We start from the raw sequence: 21,439 nt of genomic DNA, 5'->3' as shown, positions 1-21,439 counted from the left end.
GGGGCCGCGGGGGCGTTCGGCTAACTGCGGGAACGGCCTATTTGCTCAATGTGTTCGGCTGAGATCGGAAATCAACCTTTTTCTCCGATAAACGGTATCTATGCGGCACGTAGGGACGTTCCTTTTCTGCCGGCACCTAGGGACACTCCTTGCTCTGGTGCATTGGGGTCAGGTTACTTTGCACCAATCATGAGTTGCGGTGAAATAGGGACTGAAAAGCCGCTCAAAAGGCCAAAACAGTCCGTATTCCACCGCAACTTCAAGACGTTGGCGCAAACCAACCTGTCCCCCTGGCACCAAAAAGGACCCCGAGCATAGCCTGCTCGGGGCCCAAACACATCTCGCCTTACCGCGCGACACGTATGTTACTTGCGCTTGCCGCCGCCGTCGCCGGGACGACGGGAGCTGCCACCGCGCTTGCCGCCACGGCTGTTGCCATAGCTGCCACGGTTATCGCGACCGCCGGCACGACCGCCGCGGGAGCCGGCCTGGTTGCCGCCACGCCCGCCGTGATAGCCGCCACGGCGCTCCTCGCGGGTGTCGTCGTAGTTGCGCCAGTCATCGCGACGATCGCGGCTGGCACGCGGGTCGCGACGATCGCGCGACTCATTCGAACGACCGGCGCCGCTGCGGCCACCGTTGCCACGAGCGCCCTCGCGACGCTCACCACCGCGGCCGCCCTCGCGGCCTCCGCGCTCGTCAAAGCGCTTGCCGCCGCGGGACTCGCCGCCGCGGGTACCACGCTCGTCACGCGAGCCACGGCCTTCGCCGCCACGGCGCTCATCGCGCCCGCCGCGCTCGCCATCGCGACCGGAACGACGACGGTCACCCGAGCCGCGCTTGCCGCCGCGCGAACCGCGGCCCTCGTCCTCGCGCTCAACACGACGACGACCGCCACGGTCCTCGTCCTCGCGGCGACGGCGGTGTGCCTCGCCCTGGAACTGCTTGGCACGACGCTCGGCACGGTTGCCGCGCGGGCCCTGCTCGGCAGCACCGCTGCGCTCCTCGGCAGCCACCTCGCGGGCCACGCTCTCCACAGCCTCGTCCACGCGAGCCTGAACGCCCTCGCGCACGCGGGTCTTGCCGCCGCGCTTGGGACGGCTCGGACGCTCGCCGTCGCCGCGACGCTCATCGCGACCGCGGTTGGAACGACCGGCCACATCACCGTAGTCATCGCCGTTGCGCTTGCCGTCGCGACGTGCCTGCTCAAGTTTCTTCTTGCTCTTGGACTTGCCGCGCTTGGTCTTCTTCTTCACCTTAAAGGCCGCAGGGTCGCGCTCGGGGTCAACCGCGGGCGGATTGGGACCCACATGCAGGTCGCCGGCGTCATAAATGTCGGCGGTCTTGTCCATGAGCTTCTCGATCTCGTAGAACTCGTCCACATCCTGCTCGGTCACAAACGTAATGGCCCAGCCCAGCTCGCCGGCGCGGCCCGTGCGGCCAATGCGGTGGATGTAGTCGGTCGGCTCGGCCGGCACGTCAAAGTTCACGACGTAGCGCACGTCGCTAATGTCGATGCCGCGGGCAAGCACGTCGGTTGCCACCAGCACGTCGACGGTACCGTCGCGGAAGGCCGAAAGCGCGCGCTCGCGCTGCGCCTGGCTACGGTTGCCGTGGATCGCGGCAGCCTTGATGCCCTTGCGCTCCAGACGACGGCAGCAGCTGTCGGCGCGATGCTTGGTGCGCATAAAGACGATAGTGCGCTCCGGGCCCTCCTTCTTGAGGAACTCGGGCAGCAGGTTGTTCTTGGCCTCGATGGACACCGGGAACACAAACTGGTCGACGGTGTCGGCGGTCGACGTGGCAGGCGCGATCTCCACGCGGGCCGGGTCGCTCACCAGGTCGGTAATCTCGCCCACGGCCTCCTCGTCGAGCGTGGCCGAGAACAGCAGCGTCTGGCGCTCGGTCGGCGTCTCGCGCACAATACGGCGGACGGCGGGCAAAAAGCCCATGTCGAGCATGCGGTCGGCCTCGTCGAGCACCAGCACCTTGACCTCGCCCAGGTGGCAGGCGCCCTGCTCGATCAGATCGACCAGACGGCCCGGCGTGGCGACCAGGATGTCGCAGCCATACTTGAGGGCAGCGGTCTGCGGCTTGTAGCTCACGCCGCCCACGACGGTCACGGCGACATGGCCGGTGACGTCGGCGATCTTGCTCGCGACCTCGTCGATTTGCTGGGCAAGCTCGCGCGTAGGGGTGATGACGAGCATCACGGGACCGCGGCCGTTACCCTCGGGCTTTTTAACACCGCGACGGCGGTTGCGGCCGCCGCGCTCGCGCACGGGTTTGGGAGGAGCGATGTGCTCCAGATTGTTCATGGTCGGCAGCAAAAAAGCAGCCGTCTTGCCGGTGCCGGTCTGAGCGGCGGCAAGCAGGTCGCGGCCCTCAAGCACCACGGGGATCGAGCCAGCCTGGACAGGCGTGGGTGCCGTGTAGCCTAGGTTCTCGATGGCACGAAGCATCTCGTCCGAAAGTCCCAGCTCGTCAAAGGCGGGCAGGTTCTCGGTCGCGGACTCGATGGTCTCGGCGGCGCTGGCCTCGTCGGCAGCATCGAAGGCAGCCTGGGTCATGGTCTCGCGGGTCTCGTCCAGAATCTCGGCGTCCGTGACGTCGGATACAGAATTACGCATATGTTGTTGTTCCTTATCTGCACGCATTGTGGGCACGGCATGCGGCCGCGCGAGCGTGCTTGGTAGTGCGCTAATACATACAAAAACAGGTGCGCACGGAGAGGACGTTGCTCAGCACGCTGGCGATCGCTTTGGCAGCCCTTTCACGCGCCGTCCAGACGCAGCGGCCCTAAGCGATGGAGCAGATTCGCCGCGGTAAGTATACCCGCGCTTCGCATGCCCCCACGTAAACCACAGATGACGGGGCGGGCCCGAGGTGGGCCCGGCCGATTGTCTCAATCTGTAACATCTACAGGGCAAATCTTCCTCTACGTGTTACAGATCGAGACATTCAACCAGCCTCCTTGGCTAACATCTCAATCTGTAACAACTAGGCCCCGTATCCCCCGCCAGATGTTACAGATCGAGATAAACGGTCGACACGGTTCACAAACGTCTCAATCTGTAACAGTTACCGAGTAAAATCGATCCTAATTGTTATAGGTCAAGACAGAGGGGGGATTTCCGTCCAGTCCAAACCAAATCTCCCAGTCTTCCTGCAATTTCGAACATGTGGCCTATAATGTTGCTTTGGTTACGCTATATATTGCGCAGCCATTTAATACGTCGCCCACCGGGGGCCATTAATTCCTATCGCCATATTGGCTAGGAAGCAATCAAAGGAGGTATCCGTGGCAGCAGAGACGCCTTGCTCGGTCCTCTATAACGATATTCGCTCGTTCGGCGGTCTTAAACATCTCGAGATCGCCCGAATGCTCATCAATGGAAACTCTTATCTCGGCAGTACCCTGCTCGAGAAATGCTCTTCCAACCGCTCGTATCTCACCCGTTACATCGTCCATCGCGAGCCTGACCAGTGCGCGCCCGCCATCTACAGCGACTTTGCCGTCACCACGCTCAATCTTTCCGCGGCAATCTGCAGCAAGCTCGGCGGCGACGAGTCCGCCTATCAGGCAATCGCCGAGCACTATCGCGGCCCGGCCGCCAACGAAATGATGTCGGCTCTCGCCAGCTACAAGCTGGACAGCCGCCTATATGCAAATGCCCTCAATCGCATCGACAACTTTGACGGCAATGCCGTGCGCGAGAAGAGTACGCTTTACCTTATGCTCTTTGTGGCAACGGGGGCGCTCGCCGACCCCACCCAAGGCGTGGCCACCGTCGAGCGCTTTTGCGACAGCAAGACGGGCGGGCACTTTGGCACCACCGAAACTACCGTCGGACGTGGCTTTATGAGCAGCCTAGAGCAGCCGCGCACCGTCGCTCCCAACCTCGGCCTGCTCAGAACCCATGCCGACAACTGCACCGACATGCAAATCCATCCCCTCACACGCGATCCGCGTGGCACGGTAATTGGGTCCTTGCCCAAAACCTCGCCCAGCGTCACCGATGTGGGCGCCGACGCATCGCGCGAGCATCTTCGCATTTGGCTCGAGGGTGGGCACTGGTACGCCCAGGGCCTTGGATCGACCAACGGCACGGTGCTCGAATCGGGCGCGGGCGACGGCGATATTGTGATTGAGCCGCCGCGCGACCAACGCGAGCCCGGCAAGATCTATCCCCCGGTGGCAATCGAAAACAGCGACAGGCTCCATCTGGGTCTCTACACGACATTCCTTGTCATTGTGGACTAGCGCGGGCGGCGATCGAAAGACGGTCGCCGTCCGTCTTTCGTCTTCTACCTTCTGCGTCGTAAACGACAATACTCAGCGGTATACGTGGTCAGCGCGGCTATCATAGTACCTTATCGATATCCGCACTGCCCACGTATACGCGCGGCAACCCATGCCAGACAAAGGAACGCCTTGGATACCACCAACACCGCCCCTGGCGACAAACTCATCCGTCTCGATACGTTCGATACCGCCGTGGCGGTCGACCCCAGCGCCGAGGACGACGCCAAGCGCCGGTTTATGACGCTTATTCTCCAGACGGCCCACCGCAACAACGGCAACATCGGGCACGTGCTGCGAGCGACCAACACGAGCGGCGAGGTCTTTGCCGTCAAGCTACTCAAGGACAACGCCCTCCTTTCCGGCCAAGCCCCCGACCACTCCGCCGAGCAATCGGCCGCGCACCTGGCCAACACCGCCGCGCTGTTCGAGGAGTACCGTCATCTGTGTACTGTCTCGCACCTGCGCGGATTTCCGCGCGTCTATGGCTACGGATCGTGCGAGGACGACCCTCTTATCCTCATGGAGTGGGTCGAGGGCACCTCGCTCAAGCAGGCGCTGCCTCTGCTTCCGCACGACGCCTCGGGCGGGCTGACCACCCAGATGGTCGCCGCCGTCGGAAACGCCGTGCTTCGCGCGCTCTTGATGACCCAAGGCCTCGTGAATCCGGTCGTCCATCGCGACCTGTCACCTGCCAATATCATGTTCCGCACCATCAGCCGAACGCTTGAGCAGCAGATTGCCGATTGCTCCTTTGACCCCTGCCTCATCGACATGGGCTCCGCGACCATGGCCCTCGGCGACGACACGATCACCCGGCGCGCCGACATCTGGCGCTTTGCCACGCCCGCATACGCCGCGCCCGAGATGCTCACGCAGGATATCGAAGGCATCGCGGCCCTTCGCCGCTCGCCCGCGATCGACGTCTATGCGCTTTCGAGCATTCTGTACCAGCTCTACAGCGGTCGCAAACCGTTCGCTGTTAAGTCGACGGGTGCCGCGGCAACCGGCTCGTTCTACCTCATAAAGACCAAGACCAAGCCGGTACCGCTCAAGCCGCGCTGCGAGGGCGACAAAGCGCTCGTCCAGATCATCATGAAAGGCATCTCGGTCGAACAGGGCGATCGCCCTACCGAGCAGCAGATGCTCGAGGTGCTCTCGACATACCTCCCCGCTACAGAATCTGAGGACCGCGAGGGCGCGGGCAATGACACCGTAATCGACATCGACTCCGGTACGCACCTTAAGGTCGACGTCGCCGGCGAGCGCGCACGAGAGATCCTGGAGCAGGCCCGTCACGATGCCTTGACCCGCCGTCGCTTTATTATCGGCGGCGTCGTTGCAGTCGTTGCGGGGCTCGGCGTCATTGGCGCGGCGACCCGTGGCTTTGGCATCCCCGACTACCTGGACGGCATCCGCGGTTCGCTTGACGACTACACCTGGGCTCAGCTGCAGGAGATTTCGCTTAAGATTAAGGCCGCCGGGACCCGTAGCGAGGCACGCGAGATTGCCAAGCGCTATCATCTGCTCGATGCCGATGGGCATATCCCCTATCCGTGCACCAAGCGCGTGAGGCTCACCAACGGTCTGCACGTCGGCGCGCAGCTTGTGGGCATCCGTCACGACGAGCTTCTGGACGGGACGGGCAAGGCCGGACTGACGTTTATGTTCGATGCCGGCATTGCCGAGCGCGATGCTGCGGCTGAACCGCCGAGCGCCGGCTGGGCAGATTGCGAGCTACGGGAATGGCTCGACAGCGACGGCCTTAAGCTGCTGCCCAACGAGTTGCGCGCGCTCATCAAGTCTGTCAAAAAGATCTCGAATAACGTTGGCGCCGCCAGAAGCGCATCGTGTCTGAGCGAGTTGTCCGCAACCCTTTGGCTGCCCGCCATGGTCGAGCTGTGTGGTACGCAACCGCCCGATTCGTTTGCCAAGGACTATCACTACCTGGCAGACGTCTACAACGGCGAGGGCAAGGAGTATCAGCTCTTCCGCGAGCTCAAGGTGAGCCCGTATTCCACGAACGAGATGTTGGTCCGCCAGTGGAAGGGCAAGGACACCTGCTGGTGGGAGCGCACGGTGAGCCCCGACTCATCGGAGACCGAAGGCACGCTCTATTTGAATCGCGTTGGACACGACGGCGACGTCTTTACGTACGCGACGCCTGCGGACAGCCCCAAGAAGCGAACCTGCGTGATCCCCGGATTCTGTATCTAGGCGGCGGGCGTCTTGCTGTGATGGGACCCCTCCCCGGCAATTGTCTCGATCTGTAACATTAGCTCGGCAGATACAGGTCTAGATGTTACAGAACGAGACAAACCCCCAGCCCCGCGAGACAACATCTCAATCTGTAACAGTAAGGGGTTAAAAACCGGCCCAGATGTTACAGATCAAGACATTTGAGTTGACCGCGGGCGGGTTGTCTCGATCTGTAACAGTTAGAGGTCATATTTGCTGCTAGATGTTACAGATTGAGACATTGAGTTTCCCGCCAACCGTTTGTCTTGATCTGTAACAAATACTCGGTAAAACGGGGTCTAGTTGTTACAGATCGAGACGTTAGTTTTCGGCTGAAATGTTTGTCTAAATCTGTAACAGCTATGGTTCAAAAACCGGTCCAGACGTTACAGATTGAGATGTTTGGCAGAGGCGACCATTGATTGAGCCGCCACCCTCATCTGTAATGAAAAGTCATACATTCCAACTATCACTGGACACCCCCGGGGGGTATGGGTGTATAGTATCGGCAGGTTAACATTTCCAACACTACGCCACAGAAAGGAGAAGCCATGGCTCAAGATAAGTTTGACGTGGGCGGCATGACGTGCGCCGCTTGCCAGGCACACGTGGACCGCGCCGTCAGCAAGCTCGAGGGCGTCCAAAGCGTCGCCGTCAACCTACTCGCCGGCTCCATGTTGGTGGACTATGACCCCGCGCAGGTCTCCCCCGACGATATCTGCACCGCCGTCGACCGCGCGGGCTATTCGGCCTCGCCCGTCAGTACGGGCACCGATGCCGCCAACTCAAACGGCAGCGCACAAGCCAGGTCCGGTACCACCCATATGGAGTCACCGACCAAAAAGCTGGAGGCCACCGCCTCCGCCATGCGCACCCGTCTCATCATCTCAATCATCTTTCTCATTCCGCTGTTCTACATAGGCATGGGACATATGCTCGGCTGGCCGCTGCCCAGCGTCTTCACCGACCACACCCACAGCATGACGCTCGCCCTCACCGAGCTTGTCCTGCTCATCCCCATCGTCTACGTCAACGACGCGTACTTTATCAACGGCTTCAAGTCGCTCGTTCACGGCGCACCCACCATGGACGCGCTCATCGCCGTGGGCGCCACCGCTTCCATTGCCTGGTCGCTCTACGCCATGTTCATCATGGCCGACCAGCTGGCCGCCGGGCAGGTCCACGAGGCCATGATGACGGGCATGGACAACCTGTATTTTGAGAGCGCCGGCACGATTCTGTCGCTCGTCACCGTGGGCAAATACCTCGAGATGCGCAGCAAATCCAAGACCGGCGGCGCCATCGAGGCGCTCATTGACCTGGCGCCCAGGACCGCGACCGTCGTGGCCGAGGACGGTACCGAGGCCACCGTCGACGTCGACAGTATCCTTCCCGGCCAGGTGCTGCGCGTGCGCCCCGGCGAGTCCATCCCTGTCGACGGCGTGGTACTCGAGGGCAGCTCGGCCGTGGACGAGAGCGCGCTCACCGGCGAGTCCATCCCCGTGGAAAAGACCGTCGGCGACACCGTCAACGCCGCCACGGTCAACCGCACCGGATCGTTTACCTTCCGTGCCACGCGCGTGGGCGCCGACACGTCGCTCGCCAAGATCATCCAGCTCGTCGAGGACGCCAACGCCACCAAGGCGCCCATCGCCCGCATGGCCGATAAGGTCGCCGGCGTGTTTGTGCCCGTGGTGTTTGCGATCTCGGCCGTGACCTTTGTGGCGTGGATGGCGCTGACCGGCAGCGTAAACGAGGCGCTCACCTCCGCCGTGGCCGTGCTGGTGATCAGCTGCCCGTGCGCGCTTGGCCTGGCCACGCCCGTCGCCATTATGGTTGGCACCGGCAAGGGCGCCGAGATGGGCATTCTGTTTAAGAGCGCCGAGGCGCTGGAAAATCTGCGCAACGTGGGCACCGTGGTGCTCGATAAGACCGGCACCGTCACCCGCGGCAAACCGGCTGTGACCGATATCGTGGTGGCCACGCGCACTGACGGCTCGCCCGCCATGAGCGAAAAGGCGCTGCTCAAGCTGGCCGCCGCGCTGGAACGCCAGAGCGAACACCCACTGGCCGAGGCGATTATGGCCGAGTGCGAGACGCGCGGAATCGTCGCACGCATGGTCGAGGACTTTGCCGCCGTGCCCGGGCGAGGCGTCACGGCACGCGAGGGGCAGAATGTCATCGCAGCCGGCAACGTGCGCCTGATGAGCGAGCTGGGTATCACCGTGCCCGCAGGACTTGCGGAGCGATTTGCCGCCGAGGGCAAGACGCCGCTGTTCTTTGCCAAAAACGGTGAGCTTGCCGGTATCGTCGCCGTGGCCGACGAGGTTAAGGAGACAAGTGCCGAGGCCGTTACCGCGCTGCGCTCGCTCGGCGTCGATGTGCGCATGCTCACCGGCGACAACCGCGTGACGGCCGAGGCCATCGCCCGCCGCGTGGGACTCACCAGCGAGCAAGTTATCGCCGACGTCCTCCCCGCCGACAAGGAACGCCACGTGCGCGAACTGCAGGATGCGGGCAGCAAGGTCGCCATGGTGGGCGACGGCATCAACGACTCCCCCGCCCTGGCGCGCGCCGACGTTGGCCTCGCTATCGGCACCGGCGCCGACATCGCCAAGGAGGGCGCCGACGTGGTGCTCATGCGCAGCGACCTCATGGACGTTGCCCGTGCCATCGAGCTTTCGCGCGCCACGATTCGCAACATCAAGCAGGATCTGTTTTGGGCGCTGTTCTACAACGGCATCGGCATTCCACTCGCCGCGGGTGTGTTCTTCCCCCTCACCGGCTGGCAGCTCTCGCCGATGTTTGGCGCCGCGGCCATGAGCCTGTCGAGCGTGTGCGTCGTAAGCAACGCTCTGCGCCTGAAATCCTTTAAGCCTAAGACGGCGCACTGATGCACCCGACCTTGCCCCTCAAACCGTCGCTCGCGTACCCAAGTACGCTTCGCTCCTCTTTCGGGGCAATCTCGGGCACCTCAGCGCACCTTTAAGATGACGCTGTTCACGACTAAACTGTCAGATAATCTCAATCGATAAGGAGTACACCCATGCGTTACACAATCAAGACTTCCGGCCTCATGTGCGGCCACTGCGACGCTACTGTCGAGACCGCGCTGCTCAGCGTAGCGGGCGTGACCGACGCCGACGCCGATCACGAGACCCAGACCGTCCAGGTGGAGTGCGCCGACACCGTGACCGCCGAGCAGCTCGCCGCCGCCGTCGAGAGCGCGGGCGAGAAGTTCCACGCCCTGTCCGTGACCGCCGCGTAGCAGACGCCGCCTACTCAATCCTCAGAAGTTGCGGTGAAATAGTTCTTGTTTTGGCGCTTCAAGCCTGCAAACAAGAACTATTTCACCGCAACTGACGGGGGCATCCGGAAGATCGACCAGAAACGAGGACCCGCCATGATGGCAGACCATAAATCGGTGACCCGCATGCTCAAGACGGCACGCGGTCAGATCGATGGCATCCTGCGAATGGTGGAGGAGGACCGCTATTGCGTCGATATTTCCACGCAGCTCATGGCCACGCAGGCGCTCATCGCCCGCATCAACGCCGATGTGCTCAAGGCTCACATCGAGGGCTGCGTCGCCTCGGCCATCGAATCGGGCGACGAGGAGCTCAAAGCCGCCAAGCTCGCCGAGATAGAGCGCGTCGTCGACAAGCTCGCCAAGTAATTGGTGCAAGGGGGACAGGTACGTTTGCACCACCTTGGTGCAGATTAACCCGTCCCCAATGCACCAAAAGGGGTATAAAGGCGTGCAGCATATCGAACGAAAGGCAATTCGCATGAATGACTTTATGAAGGGTCGCAACGGCGCCGACGAACTCACCATCGTGCTGGGCTTCATAGGAATTATTTTCGCGATGGTCGGATCGATGGCCCGTATCCAGTGGCTCAGCTGGATTGCCATCGCCGTAATCGCACTCGGCGTGCTGCGCGGCCTGTCCAAAAACATCGACGCGCGCCGCAAGGAAAATGATGTCTTCGTTGCCGCGACTGCCAACGTCCCCTGCCTGGGCAAGTTCGTCGCCAGCCTGGGCGGCGGAACTGCAGCGGCCAGCACCTCGCGCGCAGCTGGAACGAGCAAGGAAGACTTTGAGCGTGCCAAGCGCACGGCAAAAAAGATGTGGAAGGGCCGCAAGACCACGGCCTACCTCAAGTGCCCCAACTGCGGCCAGATGCTGTCCGTCCCCAAGGGCAAGGGCAAGATCCGCGTCACCTGCCCCAAGTGCCACGCCAAGATGGAGACGCGCTCATAGCATCTACACCATAGGAATACTAAAAGCCGAGGCCTCGTGTTGAGACCCCGGCTTTTTGCATGGGGCGACATCATTCGATAAAGCTGTTGCCCCGTCACACCAGCGCCTACGCTACGCCATCGCGAGCGAGCTCCTCTGCCAGGGCTTCTGCCGGCATGGCCATAATCGTGTCGAGCTCGGCGTCAACCTCGGGAATGCGCTTCACCTTGAGCTTGCGCACCAGATCGCCACGGCACATCACGTGCATCGGCTCACGCAGAGCGCGCAGGTCATCGAGCGGGTTCTCGCGCGTCACCAAAATGTCGGCCGTCTTGCCGCACTCGATCGTACCGGTCTCGCCGCCCAGCCCCAGTAGCTCAGCATTGACCTGCGTAGCCGTGTGCAGTGCAAAGGCATTGCTCACGCCCACGTACTTGGCAAAATAGACCACCTCGCGCCACATGTCGTACTGCGTCACGAACGGGCAGCTCGAATCCGTGCCCAGGCCCACCTTAACACCTGCATCCAGGGCGGCACGAGCACTCTCGATAATGCCCGAGCACACGATGTCGCCGTTCTTCTTTTGCGTGTCGGTCGAACGGGTCTTTTCCGGATCGAGCAGCACAAACGGCAGCGCCGGACTAATCGTGCAGGTCACGCTCGGCGCGCGTCCCTCGAGCTGTGTTCCCGCGGCGCCGCGGTACAGCTCCAGAATCTCAGGCGTCATCGGAGCGCCGTGCTCGATTGTGTCGACGCCGGCCTGAAGCGCGGCCTTCACACCTTCGGTACTCTCGACATGGGCCATGACCGGAAGGCCAACCTCGTGCGCCGCCTTGCACGCCGCCGCGGCGACATCGAGCGGCATGCGCAGCACACCCGGCTCGCCTACTTCGGTCGCGTCGAACACGCCGCCCGTCACGAACAGCTTGATGACGTCGGCACCGCGCGCATACAGATCGCGCACCTGTTCGGCCGCCTTGTCGGGGGTCTTGGCAACCTGCGCGAACAGCCCCGCGCCGTGACCACCCGGCACCGTGACGCCCGTTCCCGGCGCTACCAGGCGCGGACCCTGATACTTGCCGGCGTCGATGGCGTTGCGCACGGCGATGTCGGCGAACAACGGGTCGCCCGCGCCGCGCACCGTGGTCACGCCGCTTGCCAGCTGCTGCTGAGCGCTGCCTTTGAGGATATGGCGCACGATGGCGCGCCCCACGGGATTATCGAGCTTCTTCATCAGCGCGCCCGCATCGCCCGCCGAAACCGGCTTGCCCGAACCGCACAGATGCACGTGCATATTGATGAGACCCGGCATGAGATACGCACCGCCCAGGTCGATGACCTCGGCACCCGCCGGCGCCGGCGCCACGGCGCTCGGACCAATCCACGTGATGACACCGCGCTCGACGGCCACGGCCATATCGGGCTGCGGCTCCATATGCTCCGAGCCATCCAGAACGGTCGCATTGATAAACAACGTGGGACGATCGGTAGTCGCCATATCGAGCTCCTCCCTCACGATTAACATGAACATTTGTCCATTATCACCTAATGCGCGACTAAAGTCGAACATATCGGTTAACGGAGAAAGGGAGGATGTGAGGATAGAGAGGCCAGCACGGCGATGCTCCAGCCGTGTGGGCCAAACGTCTCGTTCTGTAACAGTTGGGTCGAATTTTGGCCGTTAGATGTTACGGATCGAGATATTCTCCAGCACTGTCATCAAACGTCTAAATCTGTAACAATTAGACAGGTTTTCGGCCGCTAGATGTTACAGATCGAGATCTTTTAGCGGCAGCCAACCTTCTGTCTCGATCTGTAACAGTTGCGGGGCCAAACGGCCCCTTGTTGTTACAGATCGAGACAAACTCGGCAGGAACAACCACATCCGCGTCAGGTGCACCCCTCAGCACCCATACCACTGGCGTCTCCACTCCTCAGCCAGATCGACCCGCTGTGGAATTCCCGCCAGTCTCATCTTTTCAGCCAGCTTCCCCGGATTCTTGAGCTCATCAAACGTAAACCGAAGCACCTTGTGGCCGAGCATCGTCAGATGGGACTCCCGCTGACGTTCTGCCACGAATGGGTCGACCGATTCCCGATCCCCACCATCCTGCAGGGTATACTTTCCCTTTCCATCGAGCTCGCCAATCACGCACGTCCCGTCCTCGAGCCGCCAAAAATAGTCGACGCGAAACACACTGGTCGGATCGAGCGGGTCGCGAAACTCCACCTGCAGCTCCGGAACCGGAAAGCCGTACGCAATAAAGAACGCTCGGAACCGAGACTCGCCGCCGTTTTCGGACAACCCGTCCGCATACGACGCAATCACCTGTGCCCTGCGATACCCTCGCCTGCCCTCACAATCGGCACGGAGGCGTTCGCACAAATCCCCATGTGATACGCCTTTCGCCCGCAGCGCAGAATCGGCAATCGCCAACCCGTAGGAGAACGGCGCACGCAGCAAGCAATCCTCCGCCGTGCGCCAAAACGACGTCACCCGCACGCCATCAACACGCTCGAGCGCGCCCGCCATCTGCGGGCGCAACAACCTGCACCCGCCGCTCAACGTCACCGAACAACCCGTCTTTACAAGAAAACGCGGCCCGAGCAGATCATTCGGCACCTCCAGACCCCACAAAAGCGCCGCGTCATAGCCCCAAAACGCCCAATCGGGATGAAACTCCGCAAGGCCCTTAATAGTCCGCAGCGCTCGATCCACCGGCGTCAATGCATCCCAATCATGCTGAAAACAGAACAGGTACGGCTCGGGCTCCGCGATATCGTCGGTTCCCGCATGACGCCGCAGCCACATGAGCTCGGCATTGTCATGCGTTGCGAGCAGCGCACCTTGTTCGGTCGCCTCCGTGAGCCGCGCGAGCATCCTGTTCCGCGCCAACGTGTTGCGAGTCGTATGCTTGTGTTTGAGAACGGTGTTAGACACTTTCATCACCACCACATCGGAGAAATGGCCATCGCCGCTGTTGCCGCCGCCGACAAACGTCTCGATCTGTAACAGTTAGACGTTCTCCAGGCCCCCAAACGTTACAGATTTAGACAAACCAGCAGCGCCCAGGCGTTCGTCTCGATCTGTAACAGGTAGACCGGTTTTTTGTCCCTAAACGTTACAGATCAAGACATAAAGGCAGAAGGCAAGGCAGGCGACAACTGCCCACCCCCTACTCCCACTCCTGCTCGTAGATGTTGAGCGACTTCACGTACCGCCCCTGGGCGCCCATGATGTCACGGACCAGGCGCAAAAAGAAGCTGATGCACGAGGTGTCGAAACCGTCCTGTAGGTCCTCGGGATGCACCGCGCCCGGCCCGTCGACCGCTGTGTCACTCAGGCGCGCGATGTCATACAGGTAGAGCTGCCCCGCCGTCAGCCAGACATCGTCGACGCAGACGAGGCGTACCGCAATCGCGCCGTCGCTCCAATGTTCCTTTTGCACGATATGTGGGTCGTAGACATCAAAGCGACGGTCGGTGCGCGTGTCCTTCAGCACGACTATGCCAGTCGCGGGATCCTTGTCCAAAATGCCAAAGCGCGAGAAATACTGCGTATCACGCACCTGCTTAAGTCGCCCGAGCGAAGCAGGAGAAATTGACGCTGGCGGCTCGTCCACATACAGCTCCAACAGCGTCTTACCGTGGTTATAGGGGCGCTCAAACAGCAGCCAATCGGTAAACGCCATGTTGTAGGCCATGATTTCGTTTTTAGAAGGGTCCTCACAATAGCTGAGCCACGGATCGACGATAATCTCGAACTGCTCGCGCGCCGGCTCCAGGAATTGAAACTTCCGCAGCATCCAAAAGTGAGCCATGTCGGCAATATCGTTGCCGACGGCTTCAGCCAGCTCTGCTCGGTCAAAAACTAGGTCAGTCATGGCATCCTCCTCAAACTGATGGACCTCAATTTGAGCTTACGAGGAGGGCGAGCAACCGAGGCAAGCGCGGGCAAAATAGGCCATAAACCGCAAACCAGATGCTAACCAAACACTTGACGGGGCACTTGACCGAATGAGCGCACCGCAACAAAACCGCAGGTAGACATAGACAGCCAACCCGCTCATTTGAGCCAGATGCCCGCAGCCACCACAGAAACAACAGGTGACCACAGCCCAAGAAGTCGACAAATGAACACCCGTACGTCGACAAACGAGCAAATCGCTCGCAAAGAGTGTCCCCAACGACTAGACAAAAAAGAACGTCCCCAATGACTAGTCGTTGGGGACGTTCTTGAATGACTACTTTACAGCTCCAGCGCCTCGGCGACTTCGGCTGCGCAGGCCAGGGCATCGGCCATGGCACTCACAACGAGCGAGCTGCCGTTGCGGGCGTCACCGGCCACATACACCGGCGCGGCATCCGCGGCGACACCCTCCGTGCGAGCCGCGAGGTGCGAGCCCTCGGCAGCCATCACCGGCAGCGGACGACCAGCGGTGGCAACAGGCACGCCCACCGCATCGAACACGCCATGCTCGGGACCCGTAAAGCCGCAGGCGATGAGCACCAGCTGCGCCGGCACCTCGTGCTCGGAGCCCGCGATGCGCTCGGGCTTTCCCGCCGACCAGTCCAGATCGACCACGCGCAGACCCGCAGCCGCACCCTTCTTGTCCAGCAGCACCTCGAGCGTATCCACGCCCCAGGCACGCATCTCGCCACCCATCGCAGCGATAGCCTCCTGCTGGCCGTAGTCGGTCTTCTTAACGTTTGGCCACTGCGGCCAGGGGTTGCTCGCCGTGCGCTTATCGGGCGCAGCCGGCAAGAACTCAAACTGGCGCACGCTGCGCGCGCCCTGACGCACAGCGGTACCCACGCAGTCGTTGCCGGTATCGCCGCCGCCAATGACCACAACGTCCAGACCGCGCGCGTTCACCGCGGGCTCGCCGCCATCGAGCACCGAGACGGTCGAAGCCGTCAGGTAGTCCACCGCGTACACCACGCCCGGAGCATCCACATTCGCAGCCGAAAGACCGCGGGGCGCACGAGCGCCGGCAGCCACCACGACGGCGTCAAAGTCATCGAGCTCGGCGGCAACCTTGGGATCGTTCACATCGGCATCCAGCTCAAACACAATGCCCAGCTCGCGCATGAGCGCCACGCGACGCTCGACCACGGACTTCTCGAGCTTCATGTTGGGAATGCCGTACATAAGCAGACCGCCCGGGCGGTTGTCTCGCTCAAACACCGTCACGCAGGCGCCACGACGCGCAAGCTCCCATGCTGCCACCAGACCAGCAGGACCGGAGCCCACCACGGCAACCGTGGGCGCGCCCTCCCCTGCCGGCTCAAAGCGATGCGGGCCGCCATTTGCCCACTCATGGTCGCTGATCGCACGCTCGTTGTCATGGATCGTCGTGGGCTGGCCATCGACCGAACCCAGGTTGCACGCGGCCTCGCACAGCGCCGGGCACACGCGACTCGTGAACTCGGGCATGGGCGAGGTGAGCGACAGGCGCTCGGCAGCCTCGTCCCAGCGGCCGCGGTACACCAGCTCATTCCACTCGGGAATCAGGTTATGCAGCGGGCAGCCGCTCGGGCGTGCCTTGCCAAAGCTCGCGCCCATCTGGCAAAACGCCACGCCGCACATCATGCAGCGGCTCGCCTGGGCGCGACGTGCATCGTCATCGAGCTCAACGTACAGCGGATCAAAATCATGGCTGCGCTCCTCCACGGGGCGCAGCTCGTGGGTCACGCGATCGATATCAAGAAAAGCACCGGGCTTACCCATGGCACTTACGCCTCCTTCTTGGTCGAAGCAACAGAGCCGGCAGCAACGGACGCAGCGCCCGCAACATCAAAGCGAGCGACATCAGCGGCACTCGCGCGACCGGTCACAATGTCAAACGCCAGCTCCTCAGCCTGCGCATGCGTCTTGCCGGCAGCCTCGCCCGCGGCGACAATCGCCAGCACGCGCTCATACTCGGTCGGAATGACCTTCACAAAGTGCTTGCTCATCGTTTCAAAGCTGTAGAGCAGCTTGATGCCGCGCGGGCTCTGCGTAGCGTCCACGTGCTCCTGGATGAGCTCGCGAATCTGCGCCAGCTCGCCGGCCGTCGGGGCCTTGAGCTCAACGCTCTCGTGGTTCACGCGGGCATTGAGTGTGCCGTACTGGTCAAAGACGTAGGCCACGCCGCCTGTCATGCCGGCGGCAAAATTCTGCCCGACCTCGCCCAGGATGAGCGCCAGACCGCCCGTCATGTACTCGCAGCCATGGTTGCCGCAGCCCTCGACCACCACCGTGGCACCGGAGTTGCGCACGGCAAAACGCTGGCCGGCAAGACCGTTAATGAAGCCGCGGCCGCTCGTGGCACCAAAGAACGCAACGTTGCCCACGATGATGTTCTCGTCGAACTTGTAGGTCGCATGCGGGTTGGGGCGCACCGACACCTCGCCGCCCGAAAGGCCCTTGCCAAAGTAGTCGTTGGCGTCGCCGCACACGTTGAGCGTAATACCGCGCGGCAGGAAAGCGCCAAAGCTCTGACCGGCCGAGCCATCGCAATCGATGGTGATGGAGCCGGCGGGCAGGCCCTCGGGATGCGCCTTGGTCACCGCGTTGCCCAAGATGGTGCCCACGCAGCGGTTGACGTTGGCGATATCAGCGCGGAAGCGAATCGGGCGCAGGTGCGCGCGAGCGTCGGCCGTGTAGGGCACAAACAACGTGGAGTCGAGCGTCTTGTCGAGCTCACTGTCCGCGGCCATCTGCGGCAGGAAGTGGCGACCGTCGGCGCCCGGAATATGAGCACCGAACTCGCAGGTCGCGCTCGCCAGCACGGGCGACAGATCGAGCAGGTTTGCTTTGCGGTTGCCCGGTACCTCGATCTGGCGCAGGCACTCGGGATGGCCGACCATCTCGTCGATGGTGCGGAAGCCCAGGCTCGCCATGACCTCGCGCAACTGCTCGGCAACAAAGAGCATAAAGTGCTCAACGTGCTCGGGCTTACCGCGGAAGCCGCGACGCAGACGGCAATTTTGCGTCGCGATGCCGGCCGGGCAGGTATCCTGCTGGCAGTCGCGCTGCATGAGGCAACCCATGGAGATGAGCGGCATGGTCGCAAAGCCAAACTCCTCGGCGCCCAGCAAGCAGGCGACGGCAACATCGGTGCCGTCCATGAGCTTGCCGTCGGCCTCGAGCACCACGCGGGAGCGAAGGCCGTTTTGCAGCAACGTCTGCTGGGCCTCGGCAAGGCCGAGCTCCAGCGGCAGGCCGGCGTGCCAAATGGAATCGCGCGCAGCGGCACCCGAGCCGCCGTTGTGGCCGCTGATCAAAATCTTGTCGGCAGCGCCCTTGGCAACACCAGTGGCGATGGTGCCGACGCCGGCCTCGCTGACCAGCTTGACCGACACGCGCGCGCCAGGGTTGGCGTTCTTAAGGTCAAAGATCAACTCTGCCAGGTCCTCGATGGAGTAGATGTCGTGGTGCGGCGGAGGCGAGATCAGGCCGATGCCGGGCGTGGACTGACGGACCTCGGCGATCCAGGGGTAGACCTTCTTGCCGGGCAGGTGGCCACCCTCGCCGGGCTTGGCGCCCTGGGCCATCTTGATCTGAATCTCGAAGGCGCTGCACAGGTAGCGACTCGTCACGCCAAAGCGCGCACTTGCCACCTGTTTGATGGCGGAATTCTTGGAGTCACCGTTAGCCAGCGGGGTCTCGCGACGCGGATCCTCACCGCCCTCGCCGGAGTTGGAACGGCCGTGCAGGCGGTTCATGGCGATGGCCATGCACTCGTGTGCCTCTTTGCTGATGGAGCCATACGACATGGCGCCGGTGTTAAAGCGGCGGACGATGTTGAGCGCAGGCTCGACCTCGTCGAGTGCCACCGGAGTGCGGCCGCTGGCATCAAAGTCCAACAGGTCGCGCAGGCGCACGGCGCGGCCGGTGCGGTGCAGGCGGGCGCTGTACTCTTTAAAGGTGTCGTAGCTGTCCTCACGGCAGGCGGTCTGCAGCAAGTAGACAGTCTGCGGATCGATGAGGTGATCCTCGCCGCCGAGCGGACGCCACTTGGTCAGACCCAGCGTGGGCAGCTGATCGGGAGCCGGGCTCTTAAGGATAGCGAGCGCGGCGTCGTAGCGCTCGTTTTGCTCGCGCTCGACGTCCTCGACACCCATACCGCCCACACGGCTCACCGTGCCGGCGAAGTACGCGTTGACGAACTCCGGCGTAAAGCCCACGGCCTCGAAGATCTGCGCCGAATGGTAGCTCTGCACCGTGGAGATGCCCATCTTGGACATGATGGAGACGATGCCAGCGGTCGCAGCCTTGTTGTAGTTGGCGATGCCCTGCTCGGCCGTCACGTCCAAGTCGCCGCGTGCCGCCAGATCGCGGATGCACGCATGCGCGTTGTACGGATAGATGCCGCTCGCGGAGTAGCCCGCCAGTGCCGCAAAGTCGTGCGGGGACACGGCGTCGCCGCACTCCACCACGATGTCGGCAAAGGTGCGCACGCCGGCGCGGATCAGGTGGTTGTGCACGCAGCCCACGGCGAGCAGCGACGGCACGGGCACCTCGCCCGCAGCGGCACGATCGCTCAGCACCACGATGTTCACGCCGTCGCGGACCGCAGTCTCAACGTCCTCTGCAAGCTGCTTGAGCGCAACCTGCAGCGCGCCGGCGCCGACATCGCGGCGGTACACGGCACGGAAACGGCGGGTCTTAAAGCCCACGCGGTCGATGGCGCAGATACGCTCGAACTCCTCCTCGTTGAGCAGCGGGCGCTCCAAGCGAACCAGCTGGCAGGCCGTACGGGAGTCCTCGAGCAGGTTGCCGTGGTTGCCCAGGTAGAGCGTGGTCGAAGTCACCATATGCTCGCGAAGGGCGTCGATGGGCGGGTTCGTGACCTGGGCGAACAACTGATAGAAGTAGTCAAAGAACGAGCGCGTCTTCTTGGACAGGCAGGCCAGCGGCGCATCGATGCCCATCGAGGCGAGCGGGGCCTTGCCCTGCTGGGCCATGGGACGCACAACCTCGTCAACATCATCCCAGTGATACCCGAGCTTAGCCATGCGCACGGCGGCGGGCACCTCGGCGTCCTCGGCGGGCGTTGCCGTGGCAGGCCTATCGAGCGCGTCGACGGTCAGCGTCTCCTCGGCAATCCAATCACGGTAGGGCTTTTCCTTGGCGTAACGGGCGCGCAGCTCGTCGTTGTAGATCACGCGCCCGCGGGCAAAGTCGACCTCGAGCATCTGGCCCGGCCCCAGGCAGCCGCTCGTCAGGATATTCTCGGGGCGCACCTCGATGGTGCCCACCTCGCTTGCCAGCATAAAGCGGCCGTCGCGCGTCACATAGTAGCGGGCGGGACGCAGACCGTTACGGTCGAGGGCGGCGCCCAGCGTGCGACCGTCGGTAAAGGCGATGGCCGCCGGGCCATCCCACGGCTCCATGAGCATGGACTGGTAAGCGTCGTAGGCGCGGCGCTCCTCACTCAGGCTGTCGTTGTGGTCCCACGGCTCGGGCAGCAACATGGACGCGGCACGCGTAAGCGGGCGACCGTTCATGACCAGGAACTCGAGCACGTTGTCCAGAATCGCGGAGTCGGAACCCTCGCGGTTGATGATGGGCATCACGCGCTCAAGATCGTGCTGCAGTACGGGGCTGTACAGGTTGGGCTCGCGGGCGCGGATCCAGTTGACGTTGCCCTTGAGGGTGTTGATCTCGCCGTTGTGGATGATAAAGCGGTTGGGGTGTGCGCGCTCCCAACTGGGCGTGGTGTTGGTGGAGTAGCGCGAGTGGACGAGTGCTACGGCCGTCTTGACGGCGGCGTCGTTGAGATCGATGAAGAAGCGGCGCATCTGCGTGGCGACCAGCATGCCCTTGTACACGATAGTGCGCGAGCTCATGGAGCACACATAGAAAATCTTGTCGCGCAAGGCGAACTCGGCGTCGGCCTTCTTTTCGATGGTGCGGCGGCACACGTACAGGCGACGCTCAAAGGCATCGCCGGCGGGCGTGTCGTCCGGACGGCCCAGGAAGGCCTGCAGGATAGTAGGCATGCAGGCGCGGGCCGTCTCGCCCAGGTCGTGCGGGTCGACCGGCACCTCGCGCCAAAAGAGCAGCGGCACGCCGGCCTCGGCGCAGCCCTCCTCGAACACGCGGCGGGCATCCTCCACGCCCTTGTCGTCCTGCGGGAAGAACAGCATGGCCACGCCATAGTCGCCCTCTGCCGGCAGAATCTGGCCGCACTTTTGAGCCTCTTTACGGAAAAAGTGATGCGGAACCTGGAACAGGATGCCAGCGCCGTCGCCGGTGTTCTTCTCGAGTCCCGTGCCGCCGCGGTGCTCCAAGTTGACCAGAATGGACAGTGCATCGTCCAGAATCTGGTGATGGCGCTCGCCGTTGATATCGGCAAGCGCGCCGATGCCACATGCATCGTGGTCGAATTCGGGGCGATAAAGGCCCTGCTGCTGAGCGGAATCTGCCTGCATCGCGATCCTCCCCTTGGTGTTAGACAGTCAGTTGAATAGGCATACTAGAAGTATCGCCGATCCGTTATGTTTCCTGCCCGTTTCGAAACAATTGCGTAACGCACGCAACAAATGATCCCTTAGGGACGGAGGGAAACGGATCACTTAGTCTGACTGACCCATTACAGTCTGAAATAGGCCATCGATAAATTTCGATGGCGAGCATTCGGCGCATTGCCTACGATACGGGCAAGCC

12 protein-coding genes are annotated in these 21,439 nt (G+C 62.5%); 6 read left to right on the top strand and 6 right to left on the bottom strand.

Translation table 11 applies throughout. From position 1 onward, the window contains the following. Positions 1–365 precede the first annotated feature (365 nt). Positions 366–2,630 carry a DEAD/DEAH box helicase gene (locus tag GT495_RS09645; protein ID WP_161162468.1) on the bottom strand — a complete coding sequence of 755 codons (2,265 nt, stop codon included), beginning with the start codon at positions 2,628–2,630 and terminating at the stop codon, positions 366–368. Positions 2,631–3,301: 671 nt separating this feature from the next. Here GT495_RS09645 and GT495_RS11185 point away from each other — a divergent pair. The 6 genes from GT495_RS11185 to GT495_RS09615 all read left to right on the top strand — a co-directional run bounded on the left by GT495_RS11185 (position 3,302) and on the right by GT495_RS09615 (position 10,803). Beyond that, on the top strand, positions 3,302–4,264 hold the full coding sequence (locus tag GT495_RS11185) for an FHA domain-containing protein (protein ID WP_161162467.1): 963 nt from the start codon (positions 3,302–3,304) through the stop codon (positions 4,262–4,264). Positions 4,265–4,435: 171 nt separating this feature from the next. Continuing rightward, positions 4,436–6,520, top strand: a complete 2,085-nt coding sequence (locus GT495_RS09635) for a DUF6273 domain-containing protein (RefSeq protein WP_161162466.1) — start codon at positions 4,436–4,438, stop codon at positions 6,518–6,520. 572 nt (positions 6,521–7,092) lie between these two features. Then, positions 7,093–9,435, top strand: a complete 2,343-nt coding sequence (locus GT495_RS09630; protein ID WP_161162465.1) for a cation-translocating P-type ATPase — start codon at positions 7,093–7,095, stop codon at positions 9,433–9,435. A 152-nt stretch (positions 9,436–9,587) separates the two neighbouring features. Further along, positions 9,588–9,809: a heavy-metal-associated domain-containing protein gene (locus GT495_RS09625; protein ID WP_161162464.1), complete on the top strand. Its 222-nt coding sequence runs from the start codon at positions 9,588–9,590 to the stop codon at positions 9,807–9,809. Positions 9,810–9,944: 135 nt separating this feature from the next. Continuing rightward, positions 9,945–10,217, top strand: coding sequence for a metal-sensing transcriptional repressor (locus GT495_RS09620; protein WP_118335402.1), 273 nt, complete (start codon positions 9,945–9,947; stop codon positions 10,215–10,217). Between the two features lie 82 nt (positions 10,218–10,299). Then, on the top strand, positions 10,300–10,803 hold the full coding sequence (locus tag GT495_RS09615) for a hypothetical protein (protein WP_370457649.1): 504 nt from the start codon (positions 10,300–10,302) through the stop codon (positions 10,801–10,803). Positions 10,804–10,909: 106 nt separating this feature from the next. On the opposite strand, the gene GT495_RS09610 is transcribed toward GT495_RS09615, so the two are convergent. From GT495_RS09610 to gltB, 5 genes are all read right to left on the bottom strand, one after another. Continuing rightward, a complete protein-coding gene (locus GT495_RS09610) occupies positions 10,910–12,307 on the bottom strand; it encodes an amidohydrolase family protein (protein WP_240128174.1) in 1,398 nt (465 codons plus the stop codon). Between the two features lie 378 nt (positions 12,308–12,685). Then, positions 12,686–13,723 (bottom strand): hypothetical protein, encoded by a 1,038-nt coding sequence (locus GT495_RS09605; RefSeq protein WP_161162462.1) that lies wholly within the window; start codon positions 13,721–13,723, stop codon positions 12,686–12,688. A 235-nt stretch (positions 13,724–13,958) separates the two neighbouring features. Continuing rightward, positions 13,959–14,666 (bottom strand): hypothetical protein, encoded by a 708-nt coding sequence (locus GT495_RS09600; RefSeq protein WP_161162461.1) that lies wholly within the window; start codon positions 14,664–14,666, stop codon positions 13,959–13,961. Between the two features lie 365 nt (positions 14,667–15,031). Then, a complete protein-coding gene (locus tag GT495_RS09595) occupies positions 15,032–16,513 on the bottom strand; it encodes a glutamate synthase subunit beta (RefSeq protein ID WP_161162460.1) in 1,482 nt (493 codons plus the stop codon). A gap of 5 nt (positions 16,514–16,518) precedes the next feature. Next, a complete protein-coding gene (gene gltB, locus GT495_RS09590) occupies positions 16,519–21,204 on the bottom strand; it encodes a glutamate synthase large subunit (protein WP_161162459.1) in 4,686 nt (1,561 codons plus the stop codon). Between the last annotated feature and the right edge of the window lie 235 nt (positions 21,205–21,439).

Origin of the sequence: Collinsella sp. BIOML-A6 (assembly GCF_009875845.1) — a bacterium.
Classification (GTDB): Bacteria; Actinomycetota; Coriobacteriia; order Coriobacteriales; family Coriobacteriaceae; genus Collinsella; species Collinsella aerofaciens_H.
Note: the sequence above shows the minus strand (reverse complement) of the source record. Positions and strands in the feature narration are given on the sequence as shown.

Excerpts from the sequence above, each read along its gene's own strand:
- GT495_RS09645 (WP_161162468.1), bottom strand. The coding sequence starts at position 2,630 with ATGCGTAATTCTGTATCCGACGTCACGGACGCCGAGATTCTGGACGAG.
- GT495_RS09630 (WP_161162465.1), top strand. The coding sequence starts at position 7,093 with ATGGCTCAAGATAAGTTTGACGTGGGCGGCATGACGTGCGCCGCTTGC.
- GT495_RS09625 (WP_161162464.1), top strand. The coding sequence starts at position 9,588 with ATGCGTTACACAATCAAGACTTCCGGCCTCATGTGCGGCCACTGCGAC.
- GT495_RS09620 (WP_118335402.1), top strand. The coding sequence starts at position 9,945 with ATGATGGCAGACCATAAATCGGTGACCCGCATGCTCAAGACGGCACGC.
- GT495_RS09610 (WP_240128174.1), bottom strand. The coding sequence starts at position 12,307 with ATGTTAATCGTGAGGGAGGAGCTCGATATGGCGACTACCGATCGTCCC.
- GT495_RS09600 (WP_161162461.1), bottom strand. The coding sequence starts at position 14,666 with ATGACTGACCTAGTTTTTGACCGAGCAGAGCTGGCTGAAGCCGTCGGC.
- GT495_RS09595 (WP_161162460.1), bottom strand. The coding sequence starts at position 16,513 with ATGGGTAAGCCCGGTGCTTTTCTTGATATCGATCGCGTGACCCACGAG.
- gltB (WP_161162459.1), bottom strand. The coding sequence starts at position 21,204 with ATGCAGGCAGATTCCGCTCAGCAGCAGGGCCTTTATCGCCCCGAATTC.